At 58.2% G+C, this 11,567-nt stretch carries 12 protein-coding genes; 1 reads left to right on the top strand and 11 read right to left on the bottom strand.

Features of this window, described 5'->3' with window-relative positions:
- Nucleotides 1-119: 119 nt before the first annotated feature.
- The 3 genes from dusA to hemN form a co-directional block, all read right to left on the bottom strand.
- Nucleotides 120-1,124, bottom strand: coding sequence for a tRNA dihydrouridine(20/20a) synthase DusA (dusA, locus tag AC1RMF_RS03620; RefSeq protein ID WP_493139592.1), 1,005 nt, complete (start codon nucleotides 1,122-1,124; stop codon nucleotides 120-122).
- 91 nt (nucleotides 1,125-1,215) lie between these two features.
- Nucleotides 1,216-1,905 carry a sulfite exporter TauE/SafE family protein gene (locus tag AC1RMF_RS03615; protein WP_342617298.1) on the bottom strand — a complete coding sequence of 230 codons (690 nt, stop codon included), beginning with the start codon at nucleotides 1,903-1,905 and terminating at the stop codon, nucleotides 1,216-1,218.
- Nucleotides 1,906-1,914: 9 nt separating this feature from the next.
- On the bottom strand, nucleotides 1,915-3,309 hold the full coding sequence (hemN, locus tag AC1RMF_RS03610) for an oxygen-independent coproporphyrinogen III oxidase (protein WP_493139589.1): 1,395 nt from the start codon (nucleotides 3,307-3,309) through the stop codon (nucleotides 1,915-1,917).
- Between the two features lie 208 nt (nucleotides 3,310-3,517).
- On the opposite strand from hemN, the gene fnr reads away from it, so the two are divergent.
- Nucleotides 3,518-4,237 (top strand): fumarate/nitrate reduction transcriptional regulator Fnr, encoded by a 720-nt coding sequence (gene fnr / locus AC1RMF_RS03605; protein WP_342621140.1) that lies wholly within the window; start codon nucleotides 3,518-3,520, stop codon nucleotides 4,235-4,237.
- 7 nt (nucleotides 4,238-4,244) lie between these two features.
- Here the strand turns inward: fnr and AC1RMF_RS03600 are convergent, their stop codons facing one another.
- From AC1RMF_RS03600 to AC1RMF_RS03565, 8 genes are all read right to left on the bottom strand, one after another.
- Complete coding sequence (locus AC1RMF_RS03600; protein ID WP_493139587.1) at nucleotides 4,245-4,520, bottom strand: FixH family protein; 276 nt, start codon at nucleotides 4,518-4,520, stop codon at nucleotides 4,245-4,247.
- Nucleotides 4,521-4,619: 99 nt separating this feature from the next.
- Nucleotides 4,620-5,534: a cytochrome-c oxidase, cbb3-type subunit III gene (gene ccoP, locus AC1RMF_RS03595; protein ID WP_342617295.1), complete on the bottom strand. Its 915-nt coding sequence runs from the start codon at nucleotides 5,532-5,534 to the stop codon at nucleotides 4,620-4,622.
- A 21-nt stretch (nucleotides 5,535-5,555) separates the two neighbouring features.
- Nucleotides 5,556-5,699, bottom strand: coding sequence for a cbb3-type cytochrome oxidase subunit 3 (locus AC1RMF_RS03590; RefSeq protein ID WP_342617294.1), 144 nt, complete (start codon nucleotides 5,697-5,699; stop codon nucleotides 5,556-5,558).
- Between the two features lie 17 nt (nucleotides 5,700-5,716).
- The gene (gene ccoO / locus AC1RMF_RS03585) at nucleotides 5,717-6,337 is read right to left on the bottom strand and encodes a cytochrome-c oxidase, cbb3-type subunit II (protein ID WP_342617293.1); all 621 of its coding nucleotides are present in this window, start codon (nucleotides 6,335-6,337) and stop codon (nucleotides 5,717-5,719) included.
- A 13-nt stretch (nucleotides 6,338-6,350) separates the two neighbouring features.
- A complete protein-coding gene (ccoN, locus tag AC1RMF_RS03580) occupies nucleotides 6,351-7,787 on the bottom strand; it encodes a cytochrome-c oxidase, cbb3-type subunit I (protein ID WP_342617292.1) in 1,437 nt (478 codons plus the stop codon).
- Between the two features lie 130 nt (nucleotides 7,788-7,917).
- Entirely contained in the window at nucleotides 7,918-8,055 is a 138-nt protein-coding gene (ccoS, locus tag AC1RMF_RS03575; RefSeq protein ID WP_493139584.1) for a cbb3-type cytochrome oxidase assembly protein CcoS, read from the bottom strand.
- Nucleotides 8,055-10,418 (bottom strand): heavy metal translocating P-type ATPase, encoded by a 2,364-nt coding sequence (locus tag AC1RMF_RS03570; RefSeq protein ID WP_493139583.1) that lies wholly within the window; start codon nucleotides 10,416-10,418, stop codon nucleotides 8,055-8,057. Before AC1RMF_RS03570 ends, ccoS begins: the two co-directional genes overlap by 1 nt.
- A gap of 76 nt (nucleotides 10,419-10,494) precedes the next feature.
- On the bottom strand, nucleotides 10,495-11,553 hold the full coding sequence (locus AC1RMF_RS03565; RefSeq protein ID WP_342617289.1) for an HD domain-containing phosphohydrolase: 1,059 nt from the start codon (nucleotides 11,551-11,553) through the stop codon (nucleotides 10,495-10,497).
- Nucleotides 11,554-11,567 lie beyond the last annotated feature (14 nt).

Here is an 11,567-nt window from a genome sequence, read left to right as displayed (position 1 = left end):
AGTTGGCGCACTTTTTCCAACGGCAGCCAACCCACGCCCAGGCCTTCCACCTGGGCTGCGATCTTCGCGCCATGCTACTCGCGGGGCACCGACAAATTCAAATGCTGTCGCTTATGTAGCTAAGCGGCAGCATCTTCCGTCAGGTCAGCGCGCACGCCCTGCCGGGTAATTTTCAGAACTTCCCGCGCAGACAGACCCTTGTGGCGATGGTCACTCCAGACCTGCCGCCATTTGCGAGCACCGGGTAAGCCGTGGCGCAGGCCCAGCATGTGGCGGGCGATGCTGTACCAGGAGGTGCCATGTTGCGCGGCTTCGCGCTCCATGTAGGCCACCATGTGTTCTTCGACCTCTTCCCGCGTCAAGCCGGATTGTGGATCACCAAAAAAGGCGTGGTCCCAACTCGCGAGCCACCAGGGGTTGTGATAGGCCTCACGGCCCAGCATGACGCCGTCCACATGCAACAGTTGCTCTGCAACCTGTGCGTCGGTCTGGATGCCGCCATTGATGGAAATGGTGAGCGCCGGGAAGTCTTTCTTGAGTTGGTACACCACGTCGTAACGCAAAGGCGGAACCTCCCGGTTTTCCTTCGGGGACAAGCCCTTGAGCCAGGCGTTGCGGGCATGCACGATGAACACCTTGCAACCGGCGTCAGAAAGCGTACCCACAAAGTCCCGCACAAAGTCATAGCTCTCCGTGCGATCGATGCCGATGCGGTGCTTGACGGTCACCGGCACGTCCACCACGTCTTGCATGGCCTTGACGCAATCGGCCACCAGACTGGCTTCGTTCATCAGACAGGCACCAAATGCACCGCGCTGCACCCGCTCCGATGGGCAGCCGCAATTCAGATTGATTTCGTCATAGCCCCACTGCTCGCCCAATTTGGCGCAAGCTGCCAAATCTGCGGCATCGCTGCCCCCCAGTTGCAAGGCGACAGAATGCTCTTCCGCGTTGTAGTCCAGATGGCGCGGCACATCGCCATGCAGCAAGGCGCCGGTGGTCACCATCTCGGTGTACAGGCGGGCGTGGCGGGTCATGAGCCGGTGAAAGTAGCGGCAATGCTTGTCCGTCCAGTCGAGCATGGGGGCAACGCTGAGACGATGAGGGGAATAGGCGGTTTTCAATTCAAAACCAGAAAAATGGGGGTGGTGCCAAGGGGCTAAATTAGACCATGGCTGGCATTTCCGGCCTCGGCTAAGGGCTCGGCACCGGCGATCAGGGGTTGACGCACCAGGGCGCCGTGTTATGCATCAGGCCCATCCACAAGGCCCAACCGGAACTGACCGCCAAAGCCAATCCAGCCAACCGAACGCCCCAAGCACCACTGCTGCCCCCCATTCGACCGCTGCCACGCAGCTTGAGCCAGAGCCAAGGTGCGGCAGTCATGGTGACACTGGTACCCAATGCAAACAGCGCCATGACCAGAGCGCCATCCAACGGACCGCCAGCCATGGCGGCAACCAGCAAGGCGGAATACAGCAACCCGCAAGGCAACAAGGCCCACAACGTTCCCAGCAGCAGCGGTGCACCGCCCGCTCCGGCGCCCAAAGCCTTGGCGCGCGCCCAGATGCGCCGCCCAGCAGACTCCAGCCAGATGGGTTGTTGGGCGCGGATCAGCAGCACCAGTCCAAGCAACATGGCGGCCACATGGAACATGCTCCAGACCGGTCGCAGAGCCGCGGATTGGATGGTCATCCAGCCCAGCCCCTGCATGCTGGCGGCAGCCAAGGCACCCAAAGCGGAGTAACCCACGATGCGCCCGAGTTGAAAGCTCAATATTGCCGGGTTCTTGCGGGCTCCGGCCGCCTGACCAATGCCGGCGCAGGCGGCGCCACACATGGCGACGCAATGGGGGCCGCCGGCAAGCCCCATCAACAGCGCCGTGGCGCCCAAGGAAAATTGCATTCTTCGATGCTAAATGATCTTGGAGAACTTGGCGCGGGTACGGTCAGTTTGCAGGTAGCGGTCAAACACCATGGCCACGGCACGCACGAAGAACCAGCCCTTGGCGGTGACCTGGATCGCACTTTCCTCCAGCACCACCAAACCTTGGTCCACCAGCGTACGCAGGACTTCCAACTCCTTGGCAAAGTAGCTGTTGAACTCGATCAGGTAGGCCAGCTCAATCGATTCATATTGAACCTGCCCCTGGCACATAAGCGCCATGATGACGGCTCGACGCACCAGATCGTCCCGGGTCAAGGCCAACCCGCGAACAATGGGAAAGCGCCGCTGGTCCAGGGCGTCGTAATACTCTTCCAGCGTCTTGGCATTCTGGCTGTAGGTAGCGCCGATTCGCCCAATGCTCGATACACCCAGGGCGATCAGATCGCAATCGGGCTGCGTGCTGTAGCCCTGGAAGTTGCGATGCAAACGTCCCTGGCGCTTAGCCACGGCCAGCGCGTCGTCCGGCAAGGCGAAATGGTCCATGCCCACATAGACGTAGCCGGCCTCCATCAGTGCGGCCATGGAACGCGACAGCATGGAAATCTTGGAGCCGCCGCTCGGTATCTCGGCAATGTTGATGCGGCGCTGCGGTTTGAAGCGTTCCGGCAGATGGGCGTAGGCGTACAAAGCGATGCGATCCGGACGCAGCTCGATGATCTGGGCAATGGTCCGCTCAATCGACTCAGGGCTTTGCTTGGGCAGGCCGTAGATGAGATCTACATTGATGGATTCAAACCCACGGCTGCGCGCATCTGCCACCAAGGAGAAGACCTGCTCGGCTGGCTGCACACGGTGCACGGCCTTCTGGACCGCAGGGTCAAAATCCTGCACGCCGAAGCTCAGGCGGTTGAAGCCCAGCTCGGCCAGGGTATCCAGCCGCTTGGCATCGATGGTGCGGGGATCTATTTCAATGGAATATTCCCCACCGGGGACAAAGGTGAAATTGCGCTTGAGCATCGCCATGACGGCGCGAAGCTCATCGTCGCTCAGAAAGGTGGGGCTGCCTCCGCCCAGGTGCAACTGACTTACGGACTGTGCAGTTCCAATCAACTGGGTATGCAAAGCCACCTCTTTTTCCAGGTAGGTCAGGTATTCGGCAGCCTTTTCGTGGTGCTTGGTGATGATCTTGTTGCATGCGCAGTAATAGCACAGCGACTCGCAGAATGGGATATGTATGTAAAGCGAAAGCGGCAACGCCAAAGCAGCAGGCCCGCTGCGGCGTTGTGTCAGTGCCTGAGAATAATCTTCTGCATTGAAGGCCTCAACGAAGCGGTCGGCGGTAGGATACGAGGTGTAGCGCGGGCCGGAAACGTCGTATTGGCGCAGCAAGTCTTCGGTGACGGGGGATACGACAGAATTCATAGGTACTCCAGGACATATCCCCGACAATGTGCCTGAAGATGCAAACAGATAGTTTGATGTGAATCAAGGTCTCGAATACATGACATTTCGAAATTTAGGTTCATAATTGATTTGGATCAGGTGAGATAAGGAAGAACACATGAACGCATATCTACCGGATGAAGCCCATCCCGCGATTTCCATCAGGCCGGCGGGCAACGTGGTTGAAATGAGTGCCCACGGCATCAAGGTCGCTTGTTCCAACTGCAATCTGCGTGAACTGTGTATGCCCTTGGGGCTGACCCCTTCCGAATTGGAGCGTATTGACGAAGTGGTGGGCAGTCGCCGCAAAGTCAAGCGCGGCGCCACACTGTTTCGCAATGGCGAGAGATTCACCAGCCTGTATGCGATCCGCACAGGTTTCTTCAAGACCTGCGTTGCCTCCGAAGATGGCCGCGACCAAGTGACGGGTTTTCAGATGGCAGGCGAAATTGTTGGCCTGGACGGCATCGTCCAGGAGCACCACACCTGCGACGCCGTAGCACTGGAAGACGCAGAAGTGTGCGTCATGCCGTTTGAGAAAATCGAGGAACTGTCGCGCGAGGTTTCAGCACTGCAGCGCCACGTGCACAAAATTCTGAGCCGGGAAATCGTGCGCGAAAATGGCGTGATGCTTCTGCTCGGAAGTATGCGCGCTGAAGAACGCCTGGCGGCGTTCCTGCTCAACCTGGTGCAGCGTCTGCACGCTCGCGGATTCTCTCAATCGGAGCTGGTCCTGCGCATGACGCGTGAAGAAATTGGCAGCTACCTGGGCCTCAAGCTGGAGACGGTCAGCCGCACCTTCTCCAAGTTCGTCGAAGAAAACATCGTCGAGGTCAAACAACGCCACGTCCGCATTCTGAACACGGACGCGCTGCGTGAAATCGTCAACCCGAAGGTTTGCAGCTAAGTAGCGTTCAGGGGGCGTCCACGGGCTTGGGGACGCCAGTAGCTGCGTGATTTCTTGCAGCCATCGCAGGTGCGGCACTGGACGGTGTACCACCTAGCGTCTTGTTGATTTCCAGTCCCTTCTGGTAGTAGTTTTCATCCGTTACAGGATCTGGTCGGCTGATGGCCAGATACAGCGTGATAAAACTTGCCACAACAACGATGGCAGGACCTGCCACAACCATCCATACGTGACCGAACTTCCACCATGGTTGGGCTTCTGGTGCATTGGCGAGCTGACTCATATCGGTTCCTTGCATTCAATACTTGAAAGAGAAAACCCCGGCAGGACTTCGAGTCAGGACTCGAAACACTGCCAGGGTAGAAGCTGCTACTGAGTCGACTTACTGCTGAGCAGTGCCCAGGTTGGACAGACCCCAGACATAAGAAGCCACAACATGGATCTGCTCAGGACTGAGCTTATTTTCCTGGGCGGGCATGATGTTGGTCTTGCCGTTGGTGATCATGTTGATGATGGCCTGCTCACCAAAACCGTGCAACCAGATGTTGTCGGTCAGGTTGGCAGAGCCCACCGCTTGCATACCCTTACCGTCTGGGCCGTGGCATGCAGCGCACACACCGAACTTTTCCTTGCCCAGGTTGGCACGCACGGAGTCGTGCGGGCTGCCAGACAGGCTCAGCACATAGTTGGCAACATTCTTGACGTCGTCAGAAGTGCCCACTGCGGCTGCCATCGAAGGCATGTTGCCAACACGGCCCTTGGTGATGGTTTCCACGATTTTCTCGGGTGTGCCACCATGGAGCCAATCATTGTCAGTCAGGTTGGGGAAGCCCTTGCCGCCACGCGCATCGGAGCCATGGCACTGCGAGCAGTTGTTCATGAACAGACGCTCACCAATGGCATGTGCCTGAGGATCCTTGGCAACGTCTTCCACCTTCATGGCCATGAACTTGGCGTAGATAGGCGCCACTTCAGCATTGCCCTTGGCAACCTCGGCGTCATACTGTCCATGCGACGTCCAGCCGGAGCTGCCAGGAGAGCTGCCCAGACCGGGGTACAGAGACAGGTACACGGCTGCAAAGATGATGGTGATGACGAACAGGCCCACCCACCAGCGTGGCAGGGGGTTGTTCATTTCACGCAGGTCGCCGTCCCACACGTGTCCGGTGGTGTTGTCGTGGGAGGTCATTGCCTTGGCTTTACCACTGAACCACAGCAGCAACACGCAGGCCGCTATGGAAAAAATAGTAATGCCAGCCACATACACGGACCAAAAATTACTTACAAAGTCACTCATGATGAATCCTATTGGGGTAGATCAGTCTTGCTGAAAGGGCAAATTGGCTGCTTCAGAAAAGTCGTTGGAGCGACGCTTGGACCAAGCCCACCACACAATTCCAATGAACGTGACAAAGCTGACCAGAGTTGCCAAGGCACGCAGGGTGTTGATATCAAAATCCATGTCGGTCTCCAGCGTTTTCAGCGCAGCGCCAGTCCCAGGGACTGCAGATAGGCAATCACGGCTTCCAGCTCGGTCTTGCCCTTGACTTCCTCAACCGACTTGGCAATTTGCTCATCGGTATAAGGCACACCAACCTTGCGCAAACCAGCCATGTGCGCTGGCATCACTTCAGCATCTACCAGGTTCTTGGCCAGCCAGGGGTAGGCTGGCATGTTGGATTCAGGAACCACGTCGCGCGGATTGGTCAGGTGAATGCGGTGCCATTCATCGCTGTACTTGGCACCCACGCGGGCCAGGTCAGGACCAGTGCGCTTGCTACCCCATTGGAAGGGGTGGTCGTACACCGACTCGCCGGCCACCGAGTAGTGTCCGTAGCGCAGGGTTTCTGCGCGGAAGGGACGAATCATCTGCGAGTGGCAGTTGTAGCAACCTTCACGGGTGTAAATGTCGCGGCCAGCCAGTTGCAGTGCGGTGTAGGGCTGAACGCCCTTGAGCGGCTCTGTCGTCGACTTCTGGAAGAACAGGGGAACAATTTCCACAAGACCACCAAACAGCAGAACGATCAGGATCAGCACGATCATCAAAAAGTTGCTTGTCTCGATCTTTTCGTGAGACAGGCCGGAAGTGTTATTGGACATGTTTCTATTTCCTTCAAGCGTGAGCCACAGCGGTAGGCACTTCAACGCTCACGGCGCGGCCCTTGGTAGCAGTCATCAGGGTGTTCCACAGCATGATCACCATACCGGTCAGGTACAGCAGACCACCCAGCAGACGCAGAACGTAGAAGGGATAGGTTGCCTTCACAGCTTCCACGAAGGTGTAGGTCAGGGTGCCGTCGGGGTTGATGGCACGCCACATCAGACCTTGCATCACACCGGCAATCCACATCGCAGCGATGTAGATCACGATACCGATGGTGGCAGTCCAGAAGTGCACTTCAACAGCCTTGGCGCTGTACATCTGCTTCTGACCGAACAGCTTCGGAATCAGGTAGTACATGGAACCCATGGTCACCAGACCCACCCAGCCCAGAGCACCGGAGTGCACGTGGCCCACGGTCCAGTCGGTGTAGTGGCTCAGGGCGTTGACGGTCTTGATGGACATCATCGGACCTTCGAAGGTCGACATGCCGTAGAAGGACAGGGACACGATCAGGAAGCGCAGGATCGGGTCGTCACGCAGTTTGTGCCATGCGCCGGACAAAGTCATGATGCCGTTGATCATGCCGCCCCAGCTGGGAGCCAGCAGAATCAGAGAGAACACCATACCGACGGACTGGGTCCAGTCAGGCAGAGCGGTGTAGTGCAGGTGGTGAGGACCCGCCCACATGTACGTGAAGATCAGCGCCCAGAAGTGGACGATGGACAGACGGTAAGAGTAGACCGGACGACCAGCTTGCTTGGGAATGAAGTAGTACATCATGCCCAGGAAGCCTGCTGTCAGGAAGAAGCCCACCGCATTGTGGCCGTACCACCATTGCACCATGGCGTCCTGCACACCGGCATAGGCCGAGTAGGACTTCATGGGGCCGACCGGGATTTCCGCACTGTTGACCAAGTGCAGAATCGCCACAGCCAGAATGAAGGCACCGTAGAACCAGTTGGCCACGTAGATATGGCGCACCTTGCGGGTACCCACCGTGCCGAAGAAGACTACGGCAAACGCCACCCAGACCACGGTGATCAGGATGTCGATGGGCCACTCCAGCTCGGCGTATTCCTTGCCGGCGGTGTAACCAAGCGGCAAAGAGATGGCGGCCAGCAGAATGACCAGTTGCCATCCCCAGAAAGTGAAAGCGGCCAGTTTGTCGCTGAAGATACGAACCTGGCAAGTGCGCTGCACCACGTAGTAGCAGGTTGCGAAAAGACCGCAACCGCCAAAAGCGAAAATCACCGCATTGGTGTGCAACGGACGCAGCCGCCCATACGTGAGCCAGGGGATCCCCAGATTGAGCTCGGGCCATGCCAGTTGGGCGGCGATGATGACGCCAACCAGCATACCCACGACCCCCCAAACCACCGTCATGACGGCGAACTGCCTTACAACTGTATCGTTGTATAGCTCGGCTTTCTGATTTGCAAATGCCATAGTTACCTCTTCTATAAAAACGCTGTGCCGAGTTTCTTGTTAAGGGACGTAAAGGGGGTTGACCAAAATCAAAGCCCTACAAGAAACATTGCTAATTTCTGAGAATACCTGTGAAACGACCTGGATACTTTCACGAATCTTTCAGGATCCGCTCACCTTCGCGGTCGATGTCTTCAAACTGGCCGCGATCAATCGCCCACCAGAGCCCCCCCAGGATGAAAAACACCAGCACCACTGAGAGCGGGATCAATAAATAAAGAATGTCCATTAGATTCCTTTGTGCAGACTCTCCACACGGGAGAGTCGCAATGCATTGGCAACGACTACCAAAGAGCTGCACGCCATGCCCAGACCGGCAAGCCAGGCTGGAAGCAAACCGGCAATGGCCAAGGGTACGCAGGCCGCGTTGTATAGCAGTGCCCAAATCAGGTTCTGACGCACCACCGACAATGTCTTGCGCGCCAGCAGGACCGAATGCACTACCGACATCAGCTGATCCCCCAGAACGACAAAGTCCGATTGTGCCTGCGCCAGCGGCACTGCCTTGCCAAATGCAAATGACACGTGCGCACCTGCCAACACGGGGCCATCATTCAGACCGTCACCCACCATCAGCACGTGGTGACCTTCAGACTGCATGGCACGCAATGCTGCCAACTTGTCTGCTGGCGAACAGCCGCCCCGTGCGTGCGCGATACCAACTTCGGACGCCACACTGCGCACCGAGTCTTCCGAGTCACCGGACAGCAAATGGACCTGCAAACCTGCCGAGTGCAATGCGGCAATGGCTGCAGCCGCTTCACCGCGCAACTCCTCGCGGACCTCGAATGTTGCCAGCCAGCCCCGTTGATCAGCCAAATAAACGCGCGGCGAGTCTGCCGCTTCGGAAGCGACGCCGCAAAATGCGGCAGACCCCAGACGCAGGCTCAGAGGCTCGACGGCATTGCCCGAAACCAGGGTCACGATTCCTTCCACGCCCTGCCCAGCCCGCTCGGTAACACCTTCGCTGGACCAGCCTGTCGCGCTATAGACGTCCCGCAGACCGGCCTCCACAAGCGCCCTAGAAACCGGGTGCAATGAATACTTCGCAAGCGCAGAGGCCATTTGAACCGCCTGAGCGGTGGAAACTCCTGCGCGGGTCTGTACATATGCCAAGGCCAAGGTATCCCGTGTCAACGTGCCCGTCTTGTCGAAGACCACGGTGTCCACTTCGGAAAGTGCCTCCAACGCCTGCAAGTTGCGCACGAGCACGCCGCTCCTGGCCATATTGCCGGCTGCGGCCAACATGGCAGCCGGCGTCGCCAGCGACAGTGCGCAGGGACAAGTCACCACCAGCACCGACACAGCCACCATGAGGGCGCGTTCGGGGTCGGTCTGCCACCACCACAGACAGGCCAGTACAGCAGCCAGCAGCACACCGACGAGAAAAGGCTTGGCCATGCGGTCGGCCAGTTGAGCGGTACGCGGTTTGGTGGTTGACGCACTTTGCATCAAGTCCACAATCTGACCAAACCGGGTGTCCTGACCCAGCGCCTGCACCCGCACCTGCACCGTACTGCTCAGGTTGTGGCTTCCGGCGACCACCTGCGATCCCGGACCGCGCTGCAATGCATGCGATTCACCCGTCAGCAAGGCTTCATCCACCAGGGTTTCACCCTGCTCCACCATGCCATCGGCCGCAAAGGCTTCACCTGGGTGCACGCGCACCAGGTCGCCCACCAGCAATCGGCGCACGGCCACACGCTCAAAAGCGCCCTGTGCATTCAAGCGCTCCAGGCTTTCCGGCAAGCGATTCATCAGCACTTCCAGCGACCCGGCCGTCTTGTCCCTCAGCCGCAATTCAAGCCAGCGACCGGTAAGCAGGAAGAACACAAACATGGTCAGCGAGTCGAAATACACTTCGCGACCGAACACGCTTGCAGGCTCGAAGGTGCCGAAGGTACTAACTGCAAACGTGATGGCAATGCCCAACGCCACGGGAAGATCCATGCTGATGCTGCCGCGACGCAGGTCACGCAGGGCATTGCCGAAGAACGGCCCGCAGGAGAACAGCATGACCGGCAGAGAGAGAACCCAGGAAGCCCAGCGCAACAACTGCTCCATCTCGCCGGACAGATCTCCGGGATGGGCGGTGTAGGCCGGATAGGCGTACATCATCACCTGCATCATGCACAGGCCTGCCACCAGCCAACGCCACAAGGCTTTGCGCGTTTCCACGCGTCGCCTCTCGCTTGCAAATACATCGTTGCCCGGCATTGCGCGATAGCCACGCCCCTGCACCGCCTGCATCCAGGCAGAGGGCTTGACGTCCTGTGGCGACCACAGCACCTTGGCACGGTGACTGGCCGCACTGACCTGCACCTGCACTACACCAGGCACCGCTGCAATTGCATCTTCCACGGTGAAACTGCAGGCTGCGCAATGCATGCCTTCAATTACGACGTTGGACTCCCAGCACCCGGGAAATTTGGCAGACGGTCGGCTGAATGCACTCCACTCCTGCGGCTCATCCAGCAGGTGCAGAGACTCTTGGCTGTGGGGCTCCAGTGGAACCAGGGGCGCAGAACTACCCACCGGCGTACGCGGGTCGGGTGACAAGGCTGCAATCGGTTCCAACGTAGCACTGGGCATGGTGCATAGTGTGCCGTTCGCGGAGGATAGTAGCTTGATTCAAATCAAGATGAAAGCAATGAACCTGCTTTCGACACTACAAATCCAGAGAAATGAGCTGATCTTCCCGATATTTGCTGCGCACCTTCTCCACTTCGTCCCAGGCGCGCAAAAAGGCATCTACGCACGCCGGATCGAAATGGGTCCCTCTTCCCTTCTTGAGGAAATCGACGGCCACCGGCACTTCCCACGCCTTTTTGTACGGGCGCTCGGAGGTCAGTGCATCGAACACATCGGCCACCGCAACGATGCGGCTGAAAATAGGGATTTGTTCACCCTTGAGGCCATACGGATAGCCTGAGCCATCAAATTTCTCATGGTGACCGCGGGCAATGTCGGCGCCCGCTTGCAGGAGTTTGGAACTGCTGCCGCTGAGCAACTCATAGCCAAACACGGCGTGTTGCTTCATGACCTCAAACTCCTGCTCATTCAGACGTGCCGGCTTGAGCAGGATCTTGTCCGGGATACCCACCTTGCCAATGTCATGCATGGGAGCCGCCTCCAGCAGCAACTGCTGGTCTTCCTCCGAGAGACCCAGCTCCCGCGCAATCAACATCGAAAAGTGCGCCATGCGCAGAATGTGTGCCCCGGTTTCAGGATCACGATACTCCGCTGCTTTGGACAGGCGAAAGACGGTTTCCCGCTCCCGGGCCATGATCTCCTTGGTGGCTTTGCGCACTTCGCCTGCCAGCCAGGACGCATGGTCCGCCATGTGCTTACGTGCCTGGTTCAAACTCAGCATGTTGCGGGTACGCGCCAGAAACTCCACCTTGTCAATTGGCTTGGTGAGGAAATCGTTGGCCCCCAGGTCCAGCGCGCGGTAGCGGATCGGCTTCTGGTCGTTTGCCGTAATCATGAGGATGGGCACCAGCTTGCGCCCCGGCATCTCGCGTACCAGGCGAATGAAATCCAGCCCGTCGAGCTCCGGCATCATGTAGTCCACAATGATCAGGTCAGGAACATTGTCCTGCGTCCAAGCCAGCGCCTGCCGGGAGTTCGCAAACACATGCGCTTCGCAGTCGTCGAGCTTCTTAACCAGTGCACTGAACAGAATCAGGTTGATTTCTGTGTCATCGACAATTAAAACGTGTTGCACTGCAGCTTTTCAGT

The organism is Rhodoferax sp. GW822-FHT04A08 (assembly GCF_058801025.1).
Note: the sequence above shows the minus strand (reverse complement) of the source record. Positions and strands in the feature narration are given on the sequence as shown.